Source organism: Niallia sp. Man26 (assembly GCF_022049065.2).
Taxonomy (GTDB): Bacteria; Bacillota; Bacilli; order Bacillales; family Cytobacillaceae; genus Niallia.
Genome location: NZ_CP095743.1, coordinates 744,046 through 768,834 on the forward strand (window position 1 = coordinate 744,046; position 24,789 = coordinate 768,834).

Consider the following 24,789-nt stretch of genomic DNA (forward strand, 5'->3'; position numbering starts at 1 on the left):
GAATTGGTTCAACAATATTTAAGTGGTGCCCCTCTTCAATAATTAGAATGTCCGTTATGGAGATATATATACACAAAAAAATAAAAAGCCAAGGAAAAATTTCAAATTAACGCTGTTTGTTGATAAACTATAGGTAATACATAAGTGGAGGTACGTTATTGATGACGCTTTTGGAAGTGAAGAATTTAACGGGGGGTTATACCCGTAACCCGGTTTTAAAAGATATTTCCTTTTCGATTGCTTCAAATGAGATTGTTGGCCTGATTGGATTAAACGGGGCGGGAAAGAGCACGACAATACGCCATATAATCGGGTTAATGGAGCCGCATAAAGGAGAAATAAAAATAAATGGCAGCAGTTTTGAAAGTGACAAGGATGCTTACCGCAAGCAGTTTACATTTGTTCCAGAAACACCGATTTTATATGATGAGCTGACATTAGAGGAGCATTTAAGAATGACGGCGATGGCATATGGTATCTCGGAAGAGCAATATAAAGCAAGAATGCCAAAGCTTCTTAAAGAATTCCGAATGGAAAAAAGATTAAAATGGTTTCCAGCTCACTTTTCCAAAGGGATGAAACAGAAGGTGATGATTATGTGTGCCTTCCTAGTTCAGCCTTCTTTATATATCGTCGATGAGCCCTTCGTTGGACTTGATCCTCTTGGAATTCAATCGCTCCTTGACATGATGAAGCGAATGAAGGAAGAAGGAGCAGGCATCCTTATGTCGACACATATCCTTGCCACAGCGGAGCGATATTGCGACAGAATCATCATTCTTCATGAAGGCAAAATTAAATGTGCCGGGACAATGGAGGAGCTAAAGCAGGAATTCCAAATGCCAAATGCAACCCTGGATGATATATATATCCGGCTGACAAAGGAAGAGAGCCATGATTGAATTCAGTGAGAAGCAGCTGTGGAGAGACAGGTTAAGCTCTACAGTGAAGGAATATGTTCGCTATTTACGCTATATTTTAAATGGGCATCTAGTTCTAGTCCTTGTATTTTTATTAGGGGCGGGTTCTTATTATTATCAAGAGTGGCTTAAAGGGATTTCTAAAGGTTTTCCGGCTGCGATAATCATGAGCCTGTTGCTCGCATTACTCGTAACAAAAAGCCCAATTTATACGTTTTTAAAGGATGCTGACAGAATCTTTCTGATTCCTGTCGAGTCAAGAATGAGGAAATACTTTATCAACTGCATGCTGGTCAGCTTTATTTTCCAAGTTTATATCCTTTTAATGGGTCTTGGCATTTTAATGCCGCTGTATGCCAGTGTGAACGATGGGCAGTTTAATCGTTTTTGGTATTTCTTCCTTATTTTAAGTATTGTAAAAGGTGTAAACTTACTAATACGCTGGCAAGTTCAGCATTTTGTTAATGCGAGTCATCATACAACAGACACACTTATCCGTTTTTGCATAAATTTAGTTATCTTGTTTTTGCTTTTCTCTAATGCCTCGCCTCTGTTTGTGCTGGCTGTCCTTGTAATCCCTGTTCTACTGCTTGTCTATTATCAGAAGGCAACAAAACATATGGGTATTAAATGGGAATATTTAATCGCACAAGATGAAAAGCGTATGGCTGGTTTTTACCAGTTGGCAAATATGTTCACAGATGTGCCTCATCTGCGGAACCGAATTAAGAGAAGGAAGCTTTTAGATGTTTTCGTATCCAAAATAAGCTATAAGCAAGAGCTTGTATTCAGCCATCTGTATTGGCGGACCTTCTTCCGTTCAGGTGATTATTTAGGTCTGTCCGTCAGGCTAACAGTTATAGGCGGAATTGCGTTGTTTTTCCTTTCCTTTGGAATGGGACAAGTGTTGCTTGCGGTCTTGTTCTTATATTTGACAGGTCTTCAGCTTATGCCATTGTGGAACGCCTATCAAGATAAGTTATGGATCAGTCTTTATCCGCTGTCCATTGATATGCGTAAATCTTCCTTTAAAAAGACAATCAGCACTGTTCTTTACTTGCAAGGGATTATATTGTCAGCTGTTGTAGCATTAAAGGGAGATTTCACGGCAGGTCTTATGACGCTTATCGCAAGTGTTGTTTTCACCTTTGTCTTTGTCTCTCTCTATATGAATAAAAAACTTCAGGCATGATGTCTGCTTTAAAAACTCCAGCTAGGAGTTTTTTTTGCGAAGTTTACGGCATAGGGAACAATTAAATGAATAATACGTATGTATAGGTTAAAGGGAGTGAAACAGATGAAGGACTATGAAAGCAATGTCAGACAAGAAGTAAAGGACTGGAAAAGACGTATTCTAAAAAGACCTACCATGCTTAATCGAGTATCTAAAAAGGCACAGACCAAAATGAATGGTTATATTCCTCAAAAGGTTCATCAAGTCATAACGGAAGCAATTAAGCAGATGATAACAGGCACACTTGCCGGCACAAATAAAATAACGAAGAAACCATCGTCCTCTGAAAGAACATTAAAAGCATTGGATGAAGAGATGGACAAAAAAATCACTCAGTTTCAAAAAGCAGCAGCAGTAGAAGGAGCGGGAACTGGAGCAGGTGGTATTCTTGTCGGATTGGCTGATTTTCCGCTGCTGTTAGCAATAAAGATGAAATTCTTAATGGAGTCAGCATCATTGTATGGACATGATCCAGAGGAGTATGAAGAAAGAGTGTTTTCGCTGTATGTCTTTCAACTTGCCTTTTCTAGTGAAGACAGAAAACAGGAATTAATAGAAATTATTGAAAATTGGGATGCAAAGAAGGAAGAAGTGCTAAAGCTAAATTGGCAGGAGCTTCAGCAAGAATACAGAGATTATATCGATTTCGTGAAGATGCTGCAGTTAGTTCCAGTAATTGGTGCTGCTGTTGGAGCAGTGGCTAATTATAATCTTTTGGAACAGCTTGGGGAAACGGCAAAAAACTGCTACAGAATTAGGCATTTTAACAAAAATCACGAGTGATACCCTCATATTGGGAGGAAGCAAAATTACCTGTAAACCATATTTCCACGAAAAGAAAGATTTGATAAAATAGGCAATAAAAAGCAATCTTTACTTACGGAGGAAAAAATGACCATCAGGAAATCGAAAACAGCTTTGGCTTTAGTGGCATTATCATTGTTTATTTTTATTTATTTTGTTTCTGTAATAGCAAAAGGAAAAGACTTGTTTTTTGATGGAAGCATCCAAAAGACTATAATGGATTTATTCCCTGAAGGCACTCATTCTTTCTTTGAATTTATCTCAGCATTTGGTGATAAAATAGGCATTGGTGCAATCGCGATAATTGTTCTAGTATGGCTATGGATAAGAAAAAAGGATTATTTAGGAATGGCAGCCTTTGTGCTTAGCGTTGGTCTTGGCAATGAATTCAACAAAATCGTTAAAGACGCAATCGCCCGCCCGAGACCGCATTTTCATGATATTGCCGACGCAGACAGCATGAGCTTTCCAAGCGGCCATGCAATGGTTGGCTTTGTCTTATATATGTTTATCGCCTACCTAATCGCAAGGAAATTAAAAGGAAGCACACAAAAATGGCTAGTTACCGCTGCCGCCTTTCTGTTTATCCTGCTGATAGGAGTAAGCAGAGTAGTCCTCGGCGCCCACTTTCCATCCGATGTAATCGGCGGCTACGCATTAGGGCTAATTTGGCTGTATTTGTGGATTGCTCTTTATGAAGTGCTACAGGTAAAACTTACTAAGCGAGTAAAGATAAGAACATAATTTTTTAGCTTCTTACAAGCAGAAGCTCCATCTATCCTTCACATAGATGGAGCTTTTTTTATATCAGTATTATGGCCACAATCGTCGTAACGAATAAGCCGACAGCAACGGGGATAAGATTCCGTCTTGCAAGCTCGAACGGATCGACGTTACAGATGGCAGCAGCGGGGATTAGGGCCCAGGGAACTAGTGTACCTCCGCCGACAAAAGACATTTAGTTATTTAGCAGAAACAATAATTATTTTTCTTGATGCCCCTGTACCTCGTTTATATTCATCTTCCGTATCTATTACTAATTGATTGAAGATTGTACTTATAATTTGTTTTCTTTCTTGATCATTAGCATCATTCCAAAGAGAATGGATATTTTCCAAAATTACTTTTATTTCTTCAGTATCAGTATTGTTTGCTTTTTGATAATTATAGATTTCTTCAGTAAGTTGCTTTTCTTGCAGACGAAGGTTTTCAGTTTTTGCGATTAATTCATTAATACTTATAACATCATTTTCAAACATAACTTTTTGCTTTTTCATTAGCTTTTGAATAAGTTTCAGTTCATTTTCCAATTCAGTTATTTTTTGTTGAGAGATATTATTTAAAGTGGTATCACCAATTATTTGCTTTGTTATTACTTCAAGCGAACTAAGTACAGTTGAAACTAAGTTATCTTCTTTGATAATATGGCTAGTACATTTCTTTCCTGCTTTTTTACCAGAACAACGATAAGTTTTAACTCCTTGAGACCCCTTATGCCCTGACATTGACGAGCCGCATCGCGCGCATCTAAGAACGGATGAGAAGTAATAATTACTAGTCTCTCTCTTCCCACCAAAAGTTCTTCTTTTATCAAGTATATCCTGCAATGACCAAAATTCTTCTCTGTGAACTATACGGCTGTGTTGCCCATCATATAAGGTTTGTTGGCGGGGAGGTTTCTTGGAGTCTTTTGGGTCATTGAAGGTTAAATAGCCAGCATATATGGGGTTATTAGCAATGTCTCTAACGGTATCGACATGCCAATCTCCACCTTTTCTTGTAGTAAACCCTTGTTCAGTTATTTTTTTTGCAATTGAGTAAAATCCTAAAGTTCTTGAAAGGTGGAAAATATACTTGATTAATGGCTCTTCATCTTCATTAATTTCTAATTCTTTATTAACAATTTTATATCCATAAGGTGCCATGCCACCTTTCCACTTTCCTAACTTTGTTTTCTTTTCCATACCTAATTTAACTCGTTCTGCCGTATTTTCTCTTTCCCACTGTGCGATAGCTGCTACTAAAGTGATAAATAATCTTCCCATAGCATTAGTAGTGTCGTATACCTCAGTAGCACTTTTAAACATGCAATTATGTTCATCAAGGATTTTTAATATTTCATAAAGATCTAAAACAGAACGAGTTAATCTATCTAGTCGATAGACCAGTAAGACATCTATATTTTCATTTTTTATTCGATTCATCATTTCTTTAAATTGAGGTCTGTTAAGATCTTTTGCAGAGTATCCATCATCAATAAAAGTATCAATTAAGCTCCACTCTTGAGAGACACAATAAGCTTCGAGTCTTTCTATTTGTGCAGCAATGGAATAGCCGTGTTTAGCTTGTTCGTCTGTAGATACCCTAATATAGGCTACACACTTCATGAAAAACTCCTCCTAGAATTTAATGTCAAGTGGTGCCATATACCAGACTAATTTTCCTTTTATTGAAACTGGGCAATGATCCATGTCTTTATCACTATAGAATTGTGTTTTGTGTTCTGGATTATAACTTAGAGGTTCTAAAGTGACTCCATCTTGATGTTTAAATACTCTTTTTAAAGTTGCATCATAACCATTGACTGCTACAGCAGCAATATCTCCATTACTTATTTCAATAGTAGGATCTAATAAAGCTAATGCACCTTCTGGGATAACTTTATTCATACTGTCACCAATAACTTCTAATAAGAATGCATCAGGATATGTTTCTCCAACTTCTCTAGGAACATTTACAAGGTCTTGTACCTCAATCATTTCTAAAGGCACACCAGCTGAAATTGAACCTAACAAAGGCATCTTAATTGAATCAATACCATGAGGGGCAGAAGAGCCAATAGAAGTAACATTATCTTTTTTATCCTCAATAATATCACTCTTTAAGATCCCGAAATGATCTGCAATCTTTTGGATTGTCCCCATTCTTGGAGTTTTAAGTTCACTTTCCCAAGTAGATACTGCTTTATCAGAAACGCCAATTATGTTAGCTAACTGTTCTTGGGTAAGATTATGTTGTTCTCTCAACCTTTTAATATTTTTACCAATACTCACTTTAATGACCTCCGACCTAATTTATATCCTTAATTCTATACTAAAAGTAGAATACATTCAATAGAATGTCCAAAAAATTCTACTTTTAGTTAGAAAATAAACACAAAATGAATATTTTTTTATAATTTTGTTTGTTGACATTCTACTTTTAGTAGAGTAATATGTGGTTGTGAAGCGAAAGAAGTGAGGTGAGATACATGAATATCACTTTAAAGCAAGCTAGGTTACTCAAAGGGTTAACTCAAAAAGAGGTTGCTTCAAAATTAGGTGTACACGTGCATACTTACAGTAAAATGGAGAAATGTCCTGATGATGTTACTGTAGGCGATGCCAAAAAGATCAGTGAAATTTTAGAGTTTAGTTACGATTTTATTTTTTTTAACGCCAACTCTACTTTTAGTAGAATTAACGGCAGTAACTCTACTTCCTAAAGTAGAGTTGTCCTAACTGTCCACCTGCATAGCTTTAATTGAGGTGATTTATATGGGGATAAGTAAACATTTACTTACAGAAGAAAAGGTGAAGAATCTTAAGCCGATTGTTGAGAAAATTTTATCAAGAAAATATGGGAAAGAAATAAAGTTTTTAAATTTAACAATCGGCGACATCACCATACAATGCAACGAAAAACCTGTAAAAGAGATTTCATAACTTAGGAGGTGAGTTTAATGAAAATCAGACCAGCCGAATGGTTAAGACTAGCTCCGGTAGATCGTTACATTCTAATCTGCCAAGCAACTGTGAAAGGAGCAGTTAAATAAAATACCGACATAGTCGGTAATCTTTTACCCACAATGCAGAAATTGTTGAAAGGATTTAGTTCTACTTTAAGGAGGTGATACATAGTGATCGGGAAAGTAACTGTTTGGAAAATGACAGAAGAAGAACGTTTGGCTTATATAGCTAAGCATCCAATCGTACCGTACGAAGGTACTGGAAAAACTTTCGCCCAAACATTTTCTGAAAAGTATTACGAAAAAATGAGAGTTACTGCCGCAAAAGGTGGTCAAAGAACAAAAGAAAAATGGGAGAAAGAAAGGTTGAAATCAGATGAGTAACGAAAACCCAGTTGCCTATTGTTCTAATCAAAGCTGTACATGGCCAATCTACAGAGGCGATAAAGTTTGGAGATGTGGCAAGAAATTGTTTTGTCACAGTAAATGCCTTACGGAGTATTTGTCAGAAATAAAAAAAACCCACGCGACAACGTGAGTCACAGAATAAATGAAAAGTTATAGTCAAAACAATCATATTTCAAAATTAAATAAAAATCAACAGGGGGAGAATAAATGCCTTATTTTGATGCCAAAGATAGAACCGTTTTTAGCCCTGTGAATGATAAGCTTGAGCCACTTTTCAAATTCTTGGAGCAACATCAGCAGTCCATGAGTGGCAGTAACTTTTACGAAGACCTTGTTGAAATATATGAATATCTAGACCAAGTTATGCAGGAAACAAAAAATGACAGTAATGTCTAATATCCAATACTTAATCTATAGCTATATCAATAAATGTTTTGACGAATATGGGTTCCTTCCACATGAGGATGACATTTATGAAAGATTTCAACGTCATTTTGACAATGGAGTTCCATTTGATATAGCTGTGGAAGAGATAGAGAATTTCGCCAGAATACACGATTTAACAGATATTGAAATCCGTTGGGAAGGTGACTTATTTGAAGATAATCATTGAGGAACTTACAAAGTCTCAACGATATCACAAAAGACAAATGGAGGATAACCTTCAACAAATAAAAAACAAGGAAGAATCCATTGAAATATTAAAGGTTGCAAATGAAAAGCATGTAGCAGCAATTTCTGAGATTGATAGTTATATAGGAAAACTGCAGGAGCACGGAAAGGATGGGAGCTAATTGCAAGTATCAAACGCTGCTGAAATAACAACGAATAATTCAACGTATTTGATTTACGGTAATCCAGGAATGCGAAAAACATCTACAGCGAATTATTTAGAAGGAAACACTCTTTATATACCAATAGACAAGACACAAGCTCCATTAGCAGGTAATTCAAATATTGATATTGTTCAATTTGATACCTATGAGGCATGGACTAATTGGAATCAGCTTATGAAGGATTTAGCCTCAGCTGACTTATCGAAATATGACAATCTGTTTTTCGACAATATTTCAGAATTAACAAGATCTATGCTTGCTAACTTAGGAAGAGACGGAAATAACAATCGTGTTCCTTCGCAGGCAAATTATCAACAAATTGATTTTTTTATTATCGACAGTGTGCGCTTTATTCAAACCTTAGGTAAACGTGTTGTATTTACAGCGTGGGAAACCACTGATAAGTGGGAATTACCAAGTGGTCAAGCTGTCAATCGTGCATATCCAGATATCCGAAGTAAGATTCTAAACAACTTTATGGGCTTATGCCAGGTAGTTGCCAAATCGGTTATCAACGAAGAAACAAAAAACTATGGGTTTATTTTAGAGCCTTCACCTTACATCTTTGCAAAAAATCAATTGGATAAACGTAAGGCAAGTGCTCACGAAGATATTTTTAAAGTTGGTTACGTACCAGAAAAACAAGGGGGAAATAAATAATGTCATTCTTTAAATTTGATGAAACTAATGCAAGCACAGGATTTGAATTGGTAGCAGAAGGCAAGTATGAGGTTGTCGTTGTAAATGCAGTTGCTGGGGTGACAGGAGCAAAGAAACCAAAATTAACAGTAGATTTTGAGATTCGTAGTGATGTTCCTCAAAATCATCAAGGAGCAAAAATTCTATACAACACATTTACTTTTGAGCATGAAGTTGCTGTAAGAATTGTTAGCTCATTCATCAAGGCATGTGGCTTCCCGAATAACCATGAATTTAAATCAGCTGATGATATGGCAAATCAAGTTATCAATAAGAATTTAAATATCACAGTAAGACACGAGGAGTATGAAAAAGTAGTTGATGGAGAAAAACAGAAACGTACTGCTGCTAAGGCAAAATATTACAACGTATCTGAGGTAACTCCAGTAATGCAAACAGGTGGAATCAACATCGGGGATGGCGATCTGCCATTCTAATAAAACTAAATAGAGAAGTTGGTATTGTACTAGCTTCTCTTTTTTATACCCAAAAACAGAGAAAAAACGTTAATCGGAGGGCGAAATGAAAGAAAATCCATACAATTTTAACGAAATCCCTGCCGAACTAAAAGCCCTGCCTCAATGGATTTTATGGAAATCGGAACTAAGAAATAACAAGCCAACAAAGGTTCCTTATCAAGTAGATGGAGAAATGGCTCAAGCAAATAATCGCCGTACATGGAGTACTTTTGCTACAGCAGTGAAGTTTTACCTTGAAGGAAATTATGACGGGATTGGATTTGTTTTTAGTCGTCAGGATAACTATATCGGGATTGATATTGATAAGTGTGTTGTGGATGGTAAGCCGAATACCTTCGCATCTGAGATTATCGATACTTTAGATAGTTACACTGAATTTTCTCCATCAGGTAAAGGGATTCACATCATTATCAAAGGGAACCTTCCACAATCTGTTTTAGGGACTGGAAGGAAAAATACAAAACATGGTTTGGAAATTTACTCATATGGCCGTTACTTTAGTTTCACTGGTAATCGCGAAAATTCTAATGAGGTTTATGAACGTACAGATGAAATTGCAGAAGTGTTTGAACAATACTTCGACGATAGCGACATTCAAGGAAGAGTAAACCTAGCTGAATTTGAAAAGGATGAAATCAAAATTTCAAATGAAGCGTTATGGGAAAGAATGTTCCGAAGTAAAAATGGTGATGAGATTCGTTCCCTATACAATGGCAATCTAATTAATGGAGATCATTCAGCAAGTGATTTGGCTTTATGTAATCACTTAGCTTTCTGGACAGGTAAATCATCCATACGCATGGATGCAATGTTCAGAGAAACTGGTCTTATGCGTGATAAGTGGGATGTTATCCACTTTAGAGAAACAAACGAGACATATGGTGAAAGAACTATTGGTACTGCTATTTCTTCTACTGCTACAACCATATTAGATAACAAAGAGCAGTTTAATGAATTTTCCTTTGAGTTTAATACTGGTGCTGCAGAAGAAAGTGTTGAGGAAAAGCCGAAAAAGAAATTCAGATTAACGGAGCTTGGGAATGCAGAGCGAATTGCCTACGAATATGGCCATGTTATCAAATACGTTTCCGATATGGGCTGGCTTTTATGGGACGGTAAACGCTGGAAAGTGGATACAAAAAAAGAAATCGAACGAATTACAGCTAAAGTGCTGCGTAATCTTTATCGGTCAGAAGATGAGGCTGAAACAAAGTGGGCGCGCATGTGTGAACGAAGAAACATTCGAATGAACAGCATAAAGGATTTAATGCCACTGGTTCCAGCTGAACGTGAAGATTTTGACCGTCATAAATTCTTATTCAATGTTGAGAATGGAATTATTGATTTGAAAACAGGTGAGTTGCAGCAACATGATCGTGAACTAGGATTAACCAAAATCACAAATGTAGAGTTTGATGAAACGGCAAAGTGTCCGACTTGGATTACATTCTTAGAACAAATCTTCATGGGTGATAAAGGGTTAGTCGACTATATGCAACGACTTGTAGGTTACTCATTAACTGGAGATATATCAGAGCAATCTATGTATTTCTTGGTCGGTGGTGGATCTAACGGTAAATCGACATTTGTAAATACAGTTAAAAAGTTAATGGGTGACTATGGTTCGCAAACAAAATCAGATACTTTCATTAAGAAAAAAGATACAGGAGCAAATAATGATATTGCCAGATTGGTGAATGCGCGATTTGTCTCAGCTGTAGAGTCAGAAGAAGGCGAAAAGTTACAGGAATCACTTGTTAAAACAATTACTGGTGGAGAGCCAATATTAGCACGTTTTTTGAGACAAGAGTACTTTGAGTTTATCCCAGAATTTAAAGTTTTTTTTACAACAAACCATAAACCAATAATCGGTGGTGTTGATGAAGGGATATGGAGACGCGTAAAGATTATTCCTTTCACTTTGAATTTAAAGCCTCATGAGCGTGATAAAAAACTTGAAGAAAAGTTGTCATTTGAAATGCCAGGTATTTTAAACTGGGCGCTTGAAGGCTGCTTGAAGTGGCAGCGTGAAGGTTTGATTGAACCTCAAATCGTGGTGGATGCTACAGGAAACTATAAAGAAGAAATGGATATAATAGCTCCTTTCTTAGGTGAAGTTTGTTACATTGATGAACCTAAAAATGAAGCAGTAAAAATTGAAGCAAAAGAATTGTATACAGTTTATGACAACTGGTGCTTTAAATCAGGAGAAAGAACATTAGGGAATAGATCGTTTTATCGAATGTTAGAAACGAAAGGCTTTGGAAAAATGAAGGGAGCCGGAAATAAGACGTTTCTTACAGGAATTACCTTAAAAGAACGGATACCAGTTACTAAAGGTGTTATCGAAAATCAACAAAACAGCTTTTTTAAGGTCACTCAATAACTATTTTGTTAGTTTAATAACTTTTAATAACTTTCTAGAAAGTCAGTTGTATCAAGGGTTTAAGTTAACTTTTATTGTTATTTAGTTATTTTAGTTATTGGGTTTTCAATTAATTTAAAAAAATAAAAAATAAATATATATATATTAGGAGCAGTAATACCCAATCACCGATAACGAAAATAACTTTTAGCTTGAATCCCTTGGGGCTGTAAGCTTTGGAGAGATTTTCTTTAATAACTTTTAGTTAATAAAGGCATAAAATGAGGATTTATAATAACTGCTTAGTAACGAGGTGAGTATATTGCAAGTTTTAAGAATTCTAAGTCTGATTTGGAAATCAGGAGCCAATATTTATCTTGATAATACGGATAACCGTATTGCGATAAAACAGCAAGATTTAATTCCAGCTGAAGTAATGCAAGCAGCTGAACAGAACTTTCAACAAATTGATGATTGGTTTAAGTCCTGGACAAACGAAAGTAATGAGAAAGTCACACTCATGAAAATGGTTCATCAAATTTGTGGATGGCAGCATAACGAGAAATTAAATGATTGGCTTTGTACAGAAGTAGAGTCATTGGACATGTTTAACGACTGGATGATCGTACTTGCTAACAATGGATGGAAAGACATATATGACGATTATCGGCAATTTGAAAATAATGAATCGAATGGAATGGCACAAGAACTTTACAACCGTGCTGTTACATATGCAAGGAAGGTGCAGTAATTGATTTCATATCATTACACAGATACGGAATTAAATAAAATACTAAAAACACTCACGATTGTTATAGATACTCGTGAAAATGTAAATGGCCATATCTTGGAGTATCTTCGCCAGAAAGAAATTCCGATTAAGATTCAAAAATTAGATACTGGTGATTATGGCTGTATGATTCCTAAGAATGAAGAATTAGGCATTACACGAGATATCTTTTTGAACAGTCGAGTTGAACGTAAGGCACATATGGATGAAATCACAGGCAATTTACAAAAGGATACACAAACAGCCTTTGAAAATGAATTAATCCGTTCAAAGGAAATACCATTCACTCTAATTGTGGAAGACATCCACGGCTATGAAAAAATGCTTAAAGGTGACTATCGCTCAAAGTATAACCCAAAAGCATTGTTAGGTAGATTGAACACATTTAAAGCAAAATACAATTTTGAAATTGTTTATCTGGACCAGAAATTCAGTGGCAATTGGATATATCACCATTTTTACTATCAAGCCAAACATTATCTTAAGACAGGTATATTTATATTTTAATACTTATACCAATAAGTGGGCTAATATGAGAAAACGGAGCGACCATAAGTAAGATTAGACCATTAGGGAACAAAAGGGCCAAACAGAGTTATGTTTTTTAAGAATTAGGTATAGAAAATTTATATTTATTGTTATAGTAGGGAAATTAGAGGGAAGATAGATTTGGGGGCAGATTCATAAATGAGACTAAATCCTCTTAAAATCGATGCTAGTAAAAATATACTAGAAATTGATATAATGGAACAAAAAGGAATGTGTGTTATTATTATAAGTGATGGAAAGGCGAAACTAGCTGAATTACCTATCCATGGGGAGACTAAGATCATTACTCATCAAGGAAAAGTAAAAAGAGTTAGGTTTGATGAGGGGGAAGACTTCTGAATACATTAAAATCAATTTTAACAAGTGCTACTTTTTTAACAATTGTAACTAATACTACATTTTTAGCAATTGCTACATTATACTTAAAACATTTATTCGGTAGAAATATCCAAAAGCAAAAAGGAAGAATTGACAGCAAACTTGAAGAGCTTAAGAGCGAATTACAACTTAAGAGTTCAAAAGAACAAGAGTTATTAAATAGAAAAAGAGAAGTTTATATTGAATTAGTTGACTCTATGGCTATTTTCATTGAACCGAGGGTACCTGAAGAAAAAAAAGATGAATATAAACAGAAGTTTTTAAAAGCTTATGATACTGCGTGGTTATGGGCCAGTGATTCTGTAATAAATGCAATGTCAGCATACATGCAGTTGAAAATTGATAATATTTCAGGCGAAAGAGAAGAATCTGCATTTGCCAATTGTGTTTTAGAGATGAGAAAAGATATTTTGGGATCATCTGATGTAGAAGTACAAGACTATAAATTTATTTATTTTTGAGTTCTACCAGAAAACTGGAGACACTTGGCGATGCAACAGTGAATTCGTTGAGTGTCTTTTTAATTTGGGGTGAAAAATATTGAAACAAATTTCATTTGAATTACCTGAAATAGATCGTGAAGAAACAAAAAAAGCAGTTGAAGCCGCATTTGAAAAGTATCAATTTTATTTATTAACAGTCCCAGATGAAAAACTTCCTAAAGTAACAGCAACTTATTCTTTAACTCCTCCTTCTAGTACGAATGAATTCCATTCTTCAACTGAAGATATTGCAATTAGAAGTATTGACTTTGAAAGAGAACGGGATAGATACATTGAGTGGATAAGAAGGGCTGTTAATCGCTTATCCAATAAAGAAAGAGAAATAATTATAAAGCGTTATTTGCAAGGTGAAGAAGTATTTGATTATGAAGTATATAATGAATTAGGTTTTGGGGAAAGAAAATATTATAGATTAAAAGCTAGAATTTTTTATAAACTTGCTTTTTTATTACGGATTGAAGTATATAAAATTAAAGGACGTTCATAAGAACGTCTTTTTTTGTTTTATTTTTTGAGAATTTGATTTAGAATAAAAAATTGAGGTGAAAAAAATGGAAATAGTAATTAATGAAACTTATAAAGTAAGCACATCACTTGCACTTTTAATCTTAATACTTCTAATTATCGTACTTATGTTACTTAGAAAAATTCCTTATTTGAGTAAAAAAAAGGAATCAGACAGCTCTAAAGATATTAATGATTGGGTTGAGAAAAAAGATTTATTTTATTGGATAATAATTATTTGTCTAGGAGCTATAAGTTTATTTACATATGATTATAGTGGGAATAAAGATGCAATAAGTCACTGGGGATTCGCTGGAACTATTGTTTCAATAATCTTAGCAGTAGTTGCTTTAATATTTACCTTTTACCAGACATTTTCAAATAATAATTCCGCAACAATTATAGAAGATGCGGCAAAAAAAATAAAAAAAGCCACTGATGGTTTTGATACAAATGAAATAATTAAAGCTGGCACGATAATATCTGATATCTCAGAAAATCTCCAACAGCAAATTAGACAATTAAATCAAGAAATGGTTTCAATAAGAGCAGATCAAACAACAAGTTTCAAAAATATACAAAAATTATTTGAACAACAACTCCAACAAAATAATAATAAAAATGAGGTAGGTATATATATAGAATTAGAACCAGGGGAGTTTATTAATAAAATCTATTTTGAGCTACCTGGTATTTTACAATTTATGATTTATAGCATCTACAGTTTTAATAAAGAAAAGATTAATCTAACTCGGAATATGGAGGAAAATTTTCTTTCAGGAGTTTGTAACATAACTATAACATCGGAATCAAGCGAATTTATACAGGGGTATGCTAAGGGTCTTTATTTTTCAGCATTGATAAATTCTATTATTTGGTTAGAATTTTTTGGCTTAAGAAAAACGGATAATGGTCCAATTCTTCCTCCTGTTATTATTAATGATTTAGATAACCTAGATATACAAAAGGATTCAGATATTGATGATTTAGATTTAGCATTTTTGAAGAAATTTATAGAGGAAAATAAATAAGAAATTGTCAGTTTAAAGGCATTTTTTTGACATGAAGGGAGCAGAATATTTGTTATTAATCATGATATAATGATATTAGGTAAAAAAAGTTTTTTAGTGACAATAATTACATGTAATTACCAATAATTTGCTCTTTTTTTAGTTTTGAGAATAAAGGGAAAGTTAAGGCTGCAGGACTTATGGAGTTTATGCCAAAGAAAGAGAAATTTAAGTTTTATCAACAATACCAGGACTTAGTAGTAGATGAAAACGAAAAGTTTATTTTCTTAAAACCTCAGATGAAATGCCGAGTTAAATTCCGTAATTATACGAAGGAAGGAAAGCTTAGGATACCATCCTTTGTTGAATATATTTCTTAAAACGTCTCCTTATGAGTGGGCGTTTTTTTATTGAGTCGATTTTTGGGTTTTAAAAAAGGAAAATGTCTTTATGTGTAGAAATAATAGATGAAACCACATAAGGAGGAAGTTAACATGAATGATGATTCTAAATTAGTTGCTGGGAAGATTCTAGGTGAAATTTACCGAGTTCAAAAACAACAAGGTATATGCAGTGTCTCCGATAGTACAATTTTCGGTTTACTAAATGGTTTTCAAGAAGCAATTGAGTCTGAGATTGATGGACTTAATTTTGTTAGTAAGGGGCAAGTCAGTGTTGTTTGTGATGCGTTAGAACCATATTTCAAAGAAGAAGTTCCTCTAGATGAACTTAATTTTCTTGATTTTAGAATGGAATTAGAAAGAAAAGGTATTAGTCATGGGAGGTTAATTGATATCCTAAAATATCTTAGAGCTTCGAACTCTTATTCACGGGAAATTGATAAAATGGGTAATTACAGTATGAATTCTTCAGATATTTAATAAAAGAGGTGTGTAAATGGAATATGATGTTTATGTAGATGTAGAAGCTGTAGTTGGAAATGGTACTTATTCTGATACTGCCAAATTGGATATTGTTAAGTTAATGATGGAAGCAGATATTGTCACTATAAGAAATACTTCGGTTGCAGTAGAAAAAGTTGAAGTTACTTCTGATGGAGTGATTAGATTTTATGGTGAAAGAATCGAAGTTTAAAAGGGCATCCCAAAGGATGTCTTTTTATTTTGTAGAGAAAAGCGCAGTTGCTCACCATCTCTTTATCAAAGGGATAAGTGAGCAACAAAAGTAGTAGAAAGCTGCTCTGATCTTTAAAGAGAAAATAAATTATTCATTAATTAAATACTTTTCTTCATACCACATTTACGGCATTCGCGAATATAAATAAAATTCTTAACCGAACTTTTAAACTGAGCATTACCGCAATTATCGCAGCGACCGCTGTTGACATCAGGGTATTCCTTATAGTCATACACAATAGTTGTGTCATAACCGTTATACTTATCTTCACTCATAGCTAATCACCTTCTAATTAGTTTTAGCTTACTTATAATAGCAGAATATTTAAATGGGTGAAAGGTATGTCATTCGTAATAGAAAACAAAAAGTTCTCTATAAAAGAAGGTGTTTATCATTTTTTGTCGAATATGTTGGTAGGAGGTGAATTTATGGAAACTCTTTCTTCATTACAGGCTAGAGATTGGATTGCGATAGGGAGTTTGTTATTTACAATTTTTGCTTTTGGAGTAACACAGTATTTAAGTGCTAGAAGTCAAAGAAAAACCAGAGAATTAGCAGTAAGAACTTATTTTTCGTTTTCTAGGATTGAAAGGAATATTGACTTGACTACAAAAGAAAAAGGAGTAGAAAAGGGAAGAATTCTTACTGTTGGTGACTATAAAGTCTTTAAGGACGCATTAATTAATAATAAGAAGATTAATGGTGTTAATCCGGATAAAATTAGTTATCTCCAAATACAGAATCTTGGTCCAAGTTATGCTTTAGATTGTAGGATAAAGGTTAAAAGTGTTGGAGGAAATGAGTCTGATCTCTGGGAAACTAAAGCCTATCTAAGTATTATAAATAAAGATGAATTTATTTATATACCTTTGAATAGTGCTAAGTATTACCCATTTTATAAAACACTTGAAGTTGAAATAACTTATAAAACGCAAGCAGGCGAATCTCTGTCAATTTATCAATCAAATGATAATCCTAAACATGTTTTGTATAAGATATCGACATATGGAAATAAATCTGAATTATTATCATTTCAGACAGAGAAAAGTTCTGGTAATTGGGTAGGTGAAGAGTCGTCAATTTAAATATTGGCGACTTTTTATTTTAAATAATTATTTAAAGAGGTAATTTATAATGAAACTCTATGCAAAAAAATTTTATAACTCTGGTGCCTGGAAGAAGTGCAGAAATGGATACTTTCAATCAAAGTATGGCTTATGTGAAAGGTGTGCTGCACCTGGTAAGATAGTCCATCATAAGAAGTACATAACACCAGAGAATATCAATGATCCAAACATTACATTGAACTGGGATAACCTAGAGCTTGTATGCCAGGACTGTCATAACAAAGAACATCATGAGCTACATGGTGTTACTGCCTATGGATTAATATTTGATGATAACGGAAACTTAGTGAGGAGGTAATGATATGAAACAATTAGATAACAAAGTCAATGAAGTACAACTTGGCATCCTAACAAAGGAAATACTTAAAGAGATGATACCTAACATGTCTGACATGGAACTCAATCATACTTTAAAGAAATATAAATATTACAACACATTGAAGTCTGGATATATTTACAGTGAAGAGTATGTTAAGCAAAACAAACTTACACCGGTAGCCCCCCTAAAATAATTTTAATGCGCTTTACAGATAGACCGATGAGTGCAGGTTCCGCGAATAAACAGGCCATTTTCACATGAGGGGGGGTATCCATATTTATGGCGAAATTAACAAAGGTTAAGCAAGATGAATTGATAAAAGAAGAAGTAAAGCGGTTTGAGCAAATTTTTGAGTTTATGGCGGAAGATAAGAAGCGGTTAGCGAAAAATTTGATTGAACGAGTGGCTTTTATGACAATTACTCTTCAGATACTAGAGGATCAGATTAAAGAAAAAGGTCCAACTTATCATTTTAAGCAAGGTGCACAGGAGATGATTGTGGAAAATCCAGCTCAGAAGTCGTATAACGCTATGATTAACCGATACACCTCCGCATATGATAAGTTGCTTGGCCTGCTGCCTAAAGAGGGACTAACAGTAACTGACGAAAGTGATGGATTCGAAGAATTCGTGAATGAGAAATGAAGAAGCAACTGATTAAATATCCTTTGGCTTACAATCCAATCATTGATTACTACAATAAAATTGAATCAGGTGAGGAAATTGTAGGTGTAAAGGTTAGAAGAATTTATAAAAAGCTTGTGGACGATATTTATGATCAAGGCTCTGAGTATGAATATAGCTCTAAGAAAGCCAATCATGCTATTGAGTTTATAGAGAATTATTGCAAGCATAGTAAAGGGAAATGGGCAGGACAAAATATTGAGTTGGAGCTGTGGCAGAAAGCATTTATTGCGGCCATCTTCGGCTTCATCCACAAGATAGACCAGACGAGAAAATATCGTGAGGTCTTTTTGGTCGTTGCAAGGAAAAACGGGAAATCCACATTATCGTCAGGAATCTGTTTATATCTACAGGTCGCAGATGGAGAAGGTGGGGCAGAGATTTATGCGGTAGCAACGAAAGAAAAACAGGCTAAAATCGTTTGGTCAGAAGCTAAACGGATGGTCAAGAAGTCTCCGGCATTGTCCAAGCGTATAAAAACTTTGGTAAAAGAGCTGCTTGCAGACTTTAATGACAGTACCTTCCAGCCTGTGGGTTCTGACAGTGATACATTGGATGGTTTGAACGTTCACGGGGCTTCCTTGGATGAAATACATGCTTGGAAAGACAAAAATTTGTATGACGTTATTGTGGACGGCACATCTGCTCGGGAACAGCCACTCATCCTTATGATTACAACAGCCGGCACTGTCCGGGAATCGGTTTATGACATGAAATATGAGGAAGCGGAAAGGCTGCTGCTAAGCTTTGATGATGATAATGAATATACTGATCCAACATTCTTACCAGTCATTTATGAATTGGATAACAGAAGGGAATGGACGGAAGAAAAGAATTGGAAAAAGGCAAATCCAGGTTTAGGTACTATTAAAAAGAAAGATAACCTTGCTGCAAAAGTAAAGAAAGCAATGGCCAATCCTTTATTAGTTAAGAACTTATTAACAAAGGATTTTAATATCCGAGAAACATCAAGTGAAGCATGGCTAACATTTGAACAGTTAGAAAATAAATCAACCTTTGATGTTGAAGTCTTACGTCCTAACTATGGGATTGGTGGAGTCGATTTATCGAAAACCACTGACTTAACTGCAGCAAAGGTTATTTTTATGCGGCCTGATGATTCAAATATATATGTCTTACAAATGTATTGGCTTCCTGAAGAGCTTATAGAACAAAGGTCAGAAGAGGATAAGATACCTTATAATCGCTGGCATGAACAGGGATTGCTCAGGTCCAGTCCAGGTAATAGCATTCATCCTAAATTAGTTACAGAATGGTTCTTGGAAATTAGAGACCAATATGGCATTTATCTTCCGTGGATTGGATATGATGCTTGGTCAGCAGACTACTGGGTTGAGGAAATGCAAGGATACTTTGGTAAAGAGGCTATGATACCTGTTTATCAAGGGAAGAAAACTTTATCTGGCCCGATGTATCTCTTAGCAGCTGACTTAGAGGCAAATCGAGTTATTTATAACAATAATCCTATTGATAAATGGTGCCTATCCAATACTTCTGTCGATATTGATAAGAATTTAAACATTCAACCAAGCAAAGCAAACAGCAGTAGAAGAAGGATTGACGGAACAGCTGCGTTGCTTAATTCATATGTCATTCTTCAGGAAAAGAAAAATGATTACTTTAATCTAATTTAAGGGGGTGATTAAACAAATGGCATTCTGGAATAAAACAAAAAGGCAAAATGCTGCCACTTCATCTGGGGTTAAGGTTGAATTGGTTACAGATCAAGGGAACGGTTTTTATTCCTGGCATGGCGAACTATACCGTTCCGATATTATACGTTCTTGCATAAGGCCCACAGCAAGGGCTATAGGAAAACTGGTGGCTAAACATATTCGTGAGGATTCAAGTGGTTTGAAGGTTAATCCAGAAGCATACATGAGAGTGCTATTAGAAGAACCTAACCCTTTAATGAGTGGCCAAATGTTTCAGGAAAAACTGATTACACAGTTAATGCTGAATAATAATGCTTTTGCTCTAATTGTAAGGGATGATTACGGATATCCTTATCAAATCTATCCAATCCCTTGTATATCAGCAGAGGCAATTTATAAGAATGTAGAGCTTTATATAAAGTTCCAACTGAAAAATGGAAAGATATTTGAATTTCCTTATCGGGATATTATTCATTTAAGGCAGGACTTCCACAGTAACGATATTTTCGGTGAACAAACTGCCATTGCAATTAATGATTTGATGGATATTATTTATACCACTGACCAAGGAACTGTTAAAGCTATTAAGAACAGTAATGTAATAAAATGGTTGTTAAAGTTTAAACAAATTCTTAAGCCAGATGACGTAAAAACAGCTGTTAAAGATTTTATCGCTAGTTATATGTCAATTGATGGGGAGTCTGGGGGAGCTGCGGCTTCCGATGCCAAGTATGATTTAGAGCAAGTTAAACCAGAAAGCTATGTACCTGATGCGAGATCTTCTTCTCAAACATTGCAAAGGGTATATAGCTTTTTTAATACAAACGAAAAGATTGTACAGTCCAAGTATACAGAAAATGAATGGATATCGTTTTTTGAATCTACAATTGAACCAATTTCTCTGCAAATGAGCAATGAGTTCTCAAGGAAGTTGTTTTCTCCAAAGGAAAGAGGTTTTGGAAACAAGATAATTTTCGAAGCATCAAACTTGGCTTATGCAAGTATGCAAACGAAGTTATCCCTAGTTCAACTTGTGGATAGAGGGGCTATGACTCCAAATGAATGGAGAGCAATTCTTAACTATGCTCCATTACCAGGTGGTGATGAACCAATTAGAAGGCTGGATACAGCTGTAGTTAATCAGGCGAAAAATAATAATCATCAAAAGGAGGTGATAAACAAAGATGGCGAAGGTGAAGGTTAAAGGAACCATTGTATCAAATGACCAAAAGTGGATTTATGACTGGTTCGAAATGGATGCAACAAGTCCAAAAGATATTAGTAATGTAATAGATCAGATAGACTCCAATGAAGATCTTGAGGTTGAAATAAACAGTGGCGGTGGTTCGGTTACGGACGGTTCAGAAATATATACCGCGCTGAAGAATTACAAAGGCAAAGTGAATGTGAAAATTGTAGGATTAGCGGCTAGTGCTGCATCTGTTATCGCTATGGCTGGGGACAATGTTCAAATATCTCCAACAGCCCAAATTATGATTCATAATGTTTCTTCTGTTTCTCGAGGAGATTATAGGGACATGCAGCATGAGGCAGAAGTGCTTAAAAACTATAATACTTCCATCGCAAATGCTTATATGCTCAAAACAGGGTTATCACAAGAGGAGTTATTGGGCTACATGAATGAAGAGAAGTGGTTTAACGCTCAAGAAGCAAAGCAGCTGAAGTTTGTGGATGAAATAATGTTTGATGAAGGCAATCAGTTGGTTGCTTCCATTCATAATGGAATGGTTTTACCACCAGCAATAATAAATAAGATTAGAAATTTTGTTAAAAGTGAGCAGCCTCAAAATACAGATGAGAAAAGACTGTACCAGGCTAGATTAAATTTATTGAAATTGAAAGGGGAAAATGTACATGAATAAGACAGAATATCTTGCAAAACGTAAAGCATTATTAGGGGAAGCAGAAACGCTGCTGAATGAAGGGAAACTTGCTGAGTATGAAGCAAAGGAAAACGAAATCAAGGCATTGGATGAGCAGTTTGACAAGGTAGCTCTTGCACAAGCAAATATGAATGCGTTGAAAGCAAAGGCAATTGATAATTCTGTAATCATTCCGGAAGAAAACGGACAAGTCATTGCTTCAACTGAGCCAGTTAAAAAGAATAATGAAAAAGAAATCTATCTAACAGCATGGACGAAAACAATGATGGGGCAAAAACTAGCTCAAGACGAGCAGACTGTTTTTGAGAATGTAAACAATAAATTTCAAAACGCTATGCAAACAACAGAGCAGCATACTTTGCTGATTCCTGAAACAGTTCGTGATGGTATCTGGAGAGAAGCTGGCGAGATGTACCCGTTGTTGGGTGATGCCACTATGACTTTCGTTCCTGGCGATTTAACAATCCTTAAGGAAACAAACTCTGGTGAGGATGCTGAATGGTACGATGAGGAAACAGAAGTTAAAGACGGCGAATTTTCTCTAGGTGAATTGAACCTTACTGGTAATGAGCTTGCTAAAGCTATTCCTATTTCTTGGAAACTACGTAAAATGTCTGTTGCTGCTTTCATTCCATATATTCAAACATTATTGGCTGAAAAGGTCGGCGCTGCAATGGCTAAAGCTATTGTAAAAGGAAAAGGAAAACCTGGTGTATCTGATACATTTAAACCTCAACCAAGAGGTATTTTGACTGTCTTAGAAGCACAAGGAGAGACTCCGCAGATTGTAGAATACAGCAGCACTGATAAATTGTCTTACGATAAATTAACTCAGGCGATGGGAAAATTAAAATCTACTTATAAAAACGGCTCTGCAATTTATGCTACAAGCTCTACTATTTGGGGCAGCCTTGCAACCTTAAAAGATGCGCAAGGTCGTCCATTGTTTGTGCCTGATGTAACTACTGGCGGGGTTGGGCGTATTTTTGGTTTGGCAGTTAAAGAGGACGATTCATTAGCTGATGGTGAAATCTTGTTTGGAAATGTTTCAAGAGGATATGCTATCAACGTCAATGAAAATATGTCCATCTATACAGAGGACCATATTAAGAAGCGTTATACAGACTATATGAGCTATTCAATTGTGGATGGAGATGTGTTAACTACTAATGCATTTGCTTTCATTCGTGAAGCAACACCAACTGTATAAGGAGTGATTTAAATGGGAAATGTCATTAAAAAATTCAGAGATAAAGAAACGAAAAAAGTATTTAATCCAGGTGATCTGTATGAGCATAATAATGCCGAACGGGTCACTTTTTTAGTGGAAAAAGGTTATTTAGAAGGTGCAAAAGAGCCAAATTTAGAGTTCCCTAAACATACTGGCGGCTCCTGGTATGAACTATCCAACGGAGAGAAAATCCAAGGTAAGGATGAAGCCATTGTTGCGCAAAAGGAATTATACGAGCGGGGTGAATAACCTTGCTCGAAGAAGTAAAACAGGCGTTACGTGTATCGCATAATGCTTTAGATTCAGACATTGAGGATATTATTGCAGCTGCCCGATTAGACTTGAAGCTATCGGGCATTTCTGCTTTAAAGGCTGATGCAGAAACTGAAGTAGATGCTTTAATAAAACGTGCAATTATTGTTTATTCAAAAGCAAACTTTATGGCTGATGTACTTATAGCAGAAAAGTACCAGCAATCTTATAACTCCTTAAAAAGTCATCTTGCTTTATCCAATGAATATAAGGCGGTGCCTACTGTATGAATGATGTTCTTTACCTTCCGGTTATTACAGTAGAGAAAGACGAATTAAATCAGGAGATAAATAAAACTGAATACACCAAACTTGTATTCTGCGAAAAAGAAAGTGCAGGTAGGAATGAGTTTTTTGCAGCTGGTCAAAACGGACTTAAGCCACAATACGTCTTCATCATCAACACGCTGGAATACAACGAAGAGGCCTCAGTTAAATATAAGGGACAGGTATTCAATATTTATCGCACTTATGAACGTAAGGATGAAACCATTGAACTTTATTGTGAGGTGAAGTCAGGTGGTTAGTATCAATAATATCTCACAGGAAATCATGCGGCAGCTTGGTATATACACCGAGGAAGTAAAGGGCAAAATCAAAGTTTCTCAAGAGGAAATTGGTCGAGAAGGTGTAAAGATACTTAAACGAGATAGTCCTAAACGTGCTGGAGAATATCGTAAAGGTTGGAGATTGAAAAAGACAAAGGATAAAGTAATTATCCACAATGCTACTCATCACCAACTCACTCACTTATTAGAAAAAGGGCATGCAAATGCTATCGGAGGCGGTAGGACCCCTGCTCATATCCACATTTCCCCTGTGGAAGAAAAGGTTGTAGATGAGTTCTTAGGAAGAGTGGAGAGTGACATTCAATCATGACACTTGTCGAATTAAAAGACTTACTTGAAACTACTGGTTATCCAGTGACTTATTCACATTTTACTGGAGATGCCCCAAATCCACCTTATATCTGTTTTTTAGAAGAGGATTCCAATAACTTCTTTGCTGACAATAAAGTATACCAAGAAGCCAGAAATATCCGTATTGAGTTATATACCGTAAAGAAAGATCAGGCAGCCGAGAAGAAAATAAAATCTATTCTAGATGAGCATGAAATAGCTTATCAGACAGATGAAAGTTATATAGATTCAGAGCAATTATTTATGAAAATTTTTGAATTGGAGATGAGGTAAG

37 protein-coding genes are annotated in these 24,789 nt (G+C 35.3%); 34 read left to right on the plus strand and 3 right to left on the minus strand.

Going from position 1 to position 24,789, the window contains the following annotated elements; translation table 11 throughout:
• Window positions 1–161: 161 nt before the first annotated feature.
• From L8T27_RS03800 to L8T27_RS03815, 4 genes are all read left to right on the plus strand, one after another.
• Window positions 162–902, plus strand: coding sequence for an ABC transporter ATP-binding protein (locus tag L8T27_RS03800; RefSeq protein ID WP_237942239.1), 741 nt, complete (start codon window positions 162–164; stop codon window positions 900–902).
• Window positions 895–2,112, plus strand: coding sequence for an ABC transporter permease (locus tag L8T27_RS03805; protein WP_237940780.1), 1,218 nt, complete (start codon window positions 895–897; stop codon window positions 2,110–2,112). Before L8T27_RS03800 ends, L8T27_RS03805 begins: the two co-directional genes overlap by 8 nt.
• Window positions 2,113–2,217: 105 nt before the next feature.
• Window positions 2,218–2,937 carry an EcsC family protein gene (locus L8T27_RS03810; RefSeq protein WP_233317298.1) on the plus strand — a complete coding sequence of 240 codons (720 nt, stop codon included), beginning with the start codon at window positions 2,218–2,220 and terminating at the stop codon, window positions 2,935–2,937.
• 108 nt (window positions 2,938–3,045) lie between these two features.
• Window positions 3,046–3,702, plus strand: coding sequence for a phosphatase PAP2 family protein (locus L8T27_RS03815; RefSeq protein WP_237940782.1), 657 nt, complete (start codon window positions 3,046–3,048; stop codon window positions 3,700–3,702).
• 218 nt (window positions 3,703–3,920) lie between these two features.
• Here L8T27_RS03815 and L8T27_RS03820 read toward each other — a convergent pair whose 3' ends face one another.
• Both L8T27_RS03820 and L8T27_RS03825 read right to left on the minus strand, forming a co-directional pair.
• Window positions 3,921–5,345 carry a recombinase family protein gene (locus L8T27_RS03820; protein ID WP_237940784.1) on the minus strand — a complete coding sequence of 475 codons (1,425 nt, stop codon included), beginning with the start codon at window positions 5,343–5,345 and terminating at the stop codon, window positions 3,921–3,923.
• Window positions 5,346–5,357: 12 nt separating this feature from the next.
• Window positions 5,358–6,011, minus strand: a complete 654-nt coding sequence (locus L8T27_RS03825) for a LexA family protein (RefSeq protein WP_237940786.1) — start codon at window positions 6,009–6,011, stop codon at window positions 5,358–5,360.
• 197 nt (window positions 6,012–6,208) lie between these two features.
• On the opposite strand from L8T27_RS03825, the gene L8T27_RS03830 reads away from it, so the two are divergent.
• From L8T27_RS03830 to L8T27_RS03910, 17 genes are all read left to right on the plus strand, one after another.
• The gene (locus L8T27_RS03830) at window positions 6,209–6,442 is read left to right on the plus strand and encodes a helix-turn-helix transcriptional regulator (protein WP_237940788.1); all 234 of its coding nucleotides are present in this window, start codon (window positions 6,209–6,211) and stop codon (window positions 6,440–6,442) included.
• A 52-nt stretch (window positions 6,443–6,494) separates the two neighbouring features.
• On the plus strand, window positions 6,495–6,662 hold the full coding sequence (locus L8T27_RS03835) for a hypothetical protein (protein WP_237940790.1): 168 nt from the start codon (window positions 6,495–6,497) through the stop codon (window positions 6,660–6,662).
• A gap of 194 nt (window positions 6,663–6,856) precedes the next feature.
• Window positions 6,857–7,069, plus strand: coding sequence for a hypothetical protein (locus tag L8T27_RS03840; protein ID WP_237940792.1), 213 nt, complete (start codon window positions 6,857–6,859; stop codon window positions 7,067–7,069).
• 231 nt (window positions 7,070–7,300) lie between these two features.
• Window positions 7,301–7,489 (plus strand): hypothetical protein, encoded by a 189-nt coding sequence (locus L8T27_RS03845; protein ID WP_237940794.1) that lies wholly within the window; start codon window positions 7,301–7,303, stop codon window positions 7,487–7,489.
• Entirely contained in the window at window positions 7,473–7,706 is a 234-nt protein-coding gene (locus L8T27_RS03850; protein WP_248574471.1) for a hypothetical protein, read from the plus strand. The genes L8T27_RS03845 and L8T27_RS03850 overlap by 17 nt, the downstream gene beginning before the upstream one ends.
• Complete coding sequence (locus L8T27_RS03855) at window positions 7,690–7,887, plus strand: hypothetical protein (RefSeq protein ID WP_237940798.1); 198 nt, start codon at window positions 7,690–7,692, stop codon at window positions 7,885–7,887. The genes L8T27_RS03850 and L8T27_RS03855 overlap by 17 nt, the downstream gene beginning before the upstream one ends.
• Window positions 7,888–8,589 (plus strand): AAA family ATPase, encoded by a 702-nt coding sequence (locus L8T27_RS03860; RefSeq protein ID WP_237940800.1) that lies wholly within the window; start codon window positions 7,888–7,890, stop codon window positions 8,587–8,589.
• Complete coding sequence (locus tag L8T27_RS03865; protein ID WP_237940802.1) at window positions 8,589–9,065, plus strand: DUF669 domain-containing protein; 477 nt, start codon at window positions 8,589–8,591, stop codon at window positions 9,063–9,065. The genes L8T27_RS03860 and L8T27_RS03865 overlap by 1 nt, the downstream gene beginning before the upstream one ends.
• 85 nt (window positions 9,066–9,150) lie before the next feature.
• On the plus strand, window positions 9,151–11,493 hold the full coding sequence (locus L8T27_RS03870) for a phage/plasmid primase, P4 family (protein WP_237940804.1): 2,343 nt from the start codon (window positions 9,151–9,153) through the stop codon (window positions 11,491–11,493).
• A gap of 301 nt (window positions 11,494–11,794) precedes the next feature.
• Window positions 11,795–12,223, plus strand: a complete 429-nt coding sequence (locus L8T27_RS03875; protein ID WP_237940806.1) for a hypothetical protein — start codon at window positions 11,795–11,797, stop codon at window positions 12,221–12,223.
• On the plus strand, window positions 12,224–12,769 hold the full coding sequence (locus tag L8T27_RS03880) for an ERCC4 domain-containing protein (protein ID WP_237940808.1): 546 nt from the start codon (window positions 12,224–12,226) through the stop codon (window positions 12,767–12,769). It abuts the gene before it with no gap.
• Between the two features lie 180 nt (window positions 12,770–12,949).
• Window positions 12,950–13,150, plus strand: a complete 201-nt coding sequence (locus L8T27_RS03885; protein ID WP_237940810.1) for an XtrA/YqaO family protein — start codon at window positions 12,950–12,952, stop codon at window positions 13,148–13,150.
• 236 nt (window positions 13,151–13,386) lie between these two features.
• Entirely contained in the window at window positions 13,387–13,650 is a 264-nt protein-coding gene (locus tag L8T27_RS03890) for a hypothetical protein (protein ID WP_237940812.1), read from the plus strand.
• Between the two features lie 79 nt (window positions 13,651–13,729).
• A complete protein-coding gene (locus L8T27_RS03895) occupies window positions 13,730–14,179 on the plus strand; it encodes an ArpU family phage packaging/lysis transcriptional regulator (RefSeq protein ID WP_245399838.1) in 450 nt (149 codons plus the stop codon).
• 64 nt (window positions 14,180–14,243) lie between these two features.
• A complete protein-coding gene (locus L8T27_RS03900; RefSeq protein WP_237940813.1) occupies window positions 14,244–15,227 on the plus strand; it encodes a hypothetical protein in 984 nt (327 codons plus the stop codon).
• A gap of 473 nt (window positions 15,228–15,700) precedes the next feature.
• A complete protein-coding gene (locus tag L8T27_RS03905) occupies window positions 15,701–16,087 on the plus strand; it encodes a hypothetical protein (protein ID WP_237940817.1) in 387 nt (128 codons plus the stop codon).
• A 16-nt stretch (window positions 16,088–16,103) separates the two neighbouring features.
• The gene (locus L8T27_RS03910) at window positions 16,104–16,301 is read left to right on the plus strand and encodes a hypothetical protein (protein ID WP_237940819.1); all 198 of its coding nucleotides are present in this window, start codon (window positions 16,104–16,106) and stop codon (window positions 16,299–16,301) included.
• A gap of 140 nt (window positions 16,302–16,441) precedes the next feature.
• On the opposite strand, the gene L8T27_RS03915 is transcribed toward L8T27_RS03910, so the two are convergent.
• On the minus strand, window positions 16,442–16,618 hold the full coding sequence (locus L8T27_RS03915) for a DUF8096 family protein (RefSeq protein WP_237940821.1): 177 nt from the start codon (window positions 16,616–16,618) through the stop codon (window positions 16,442–16,444).
• Window positions 16,619–16,684: 66 nt separating this feature from the next.
• Here L8T27_RS03915 and L8T27_RS03920 point away from each other — a divergent pair, with 66 nt between their 5' ends.
• The 13 genes from L8T27_RS03920 (at window position 16,685) to L8T27_RS03980 (ending at window position 24,788) form a co-directional block, all read left to right on the plus strand.
• Window positions 16,685–17,428: a hypothetical protein gene (locus L8T27_RS03920; protein WP_237940823.1), complete on the plus strand. Its 744-nt coding sequence runs from the start codon at window positions 16,685–16,687 to the stop codon at window positions 17,426–17,428.
• Between the two features lie 46 nt (window positions 17,429–17,474).
• A complete protein-coding gene (locus L8T27_RS03925) occupies window positions 17,475–17,768 on the plus strand; it encodes an HNH endonuclease (protein WP_237942243.1) in 294 nt (97 codons plus the stop codon).
• Between the two features lie 4 nt (window positions 17,769–17,772).
• Complete coding sequence (locus L8T27_RS03930) at window positions 17,773–17,982, plus strand: hypothetical protein (RefSeq protein WP_237940824.1); 210 nt, start codon at window positions 17,773–17,775, stop codon at window positions 17,980–17,982.
• A gap of 86 nt (window positions 17,983–18,068) precedes the next feature.
• On the plus strand, window positions 18,069–18,434 hold the full coding sequence (locus L8T27_RS03935; protein ID WP_237940826.1) for a P27 family phage terminase small subunit: 366 nt from the start codon (window positions 18,069–18,071) through the stop codon (window positions 18,432–18,434).
• Complete coding sequence (locus L8T27_RS03940) at window positions 18,431–20,128, plus strand: terminase large subunit (protein ID WP_237940827.1); 1,698 nt, start codon at window positions 18,431–18,433, stop codon at window positions 20,126–20,128. Before L8T27_RS03935 ends, L8T27_RS03940 begins: the two co-directional genes overlap by 4 nt.
• A 16-nt stretch (window positions 20,129–20,144) precedes the next feature.
• Window positions 20,145–21,353, plus strand: a complete 1,209-nt coding sequence (locus L8T27_RS03945) for a phage portal protein (protein WP_237940828.1) — start codon at window positions 20,145–20,147, stop codon at window positions 21,351–21,353.
• Window positions 21,334–22,032 (plus strand): head maturation protease, ClpP-related, encoded by a 699-nt coding sequence (locus tag L8T27_RS03950; protein ID WP_237940829.1) that lies wholly within the window; start codon window positions 21,334–21,336, stop codon window positions 22,030–22,032. The genes L8T27_RS03945 and L8T27_RS03950 overlap by 20 nt, the downstream gene beginning before the upstream one ends.
• Window positions 22,025–23,263: a phage major capsid protein gene (locus tag L8T27_RS03955; protein WP_237940830.1), complete on the plus strand. Its 1,239-nt coding sequence runs from the start codon at window positions 22,025–22,027 to the stop codon at window positions 23,261–23,263. Before L8T27_RS03950 ends, L8T27_RS03955 begins: the two co-directional genes overlap by 8 nt.
• A 12-nt stretch (window positions 23,264–23,275) precedes the next feature.
• On the plus strand, window positions 23,276–23,533 hold the full coding sequence (locus tag L8T27_RS03960) for a hypothetical protein (RefSeq protein WP_237940831.1): 258 nt from the start codon (window positions 23,276–23,278) through the stop codon (window positions 23,531–23,533).
• 2 nt (window positions 23,534–23,535) lie between these two features.
• Window positions 23,536–23,826 (plus strand): head-tail connector protein, encoded by a 291-nt coding sequence (locus L8T27_RS03965; RefSeq protein WP_237940832.1) that lies wholly within the window; start codon window positions 23,536–23,538, stop codon window positions 23,824–23,826.
• A complete protein-coding gene (locus L8T27_RS03970; RefSeq protein ID WP_237940833.1) occupies window positions 23,823–24,122 on the plus strand; it encodes a phage head closure protein in 300 nt (99 codons plus the stop codon). Before L8T27_RS03965 ends, L8T27_RS03970 begins: the two co-directional genes overlap by 4 nt.
• Window positions 24,115–24,474 (plus strand): HK97 gp10 family phage protein, encoded by a 360-nt coding sequence (locus L8T27_RS03975; RefSeq protein WP_237940834.1) that lies wholly within the window; start codon window positions 24,115–24,117, stop codon window positions 24,472–24,474. The genes L8T27_RS03970 and L8T27_RS03975 overlap by 8 nt, the downstream gene beginning before the upstream one ends.
• The gene (locus L8T27_RS03980; RefSeq protein WP_237940836.1) at window positions 24,471–24,788 is read left to right on the plus strand and encodes a hypothetical protein; all 318 of its coding nucleotides are present in this window, start codon (window positions 24,471–24,473) and stop codon (window positions 24,786–24,788) included. Before L8T27_RS03975 ends, L8T27_RS03980 begins: the two co-directional genes overlap by 4 nt.
• Window position 24,789 lies beyond the last annotated feature (1 nt).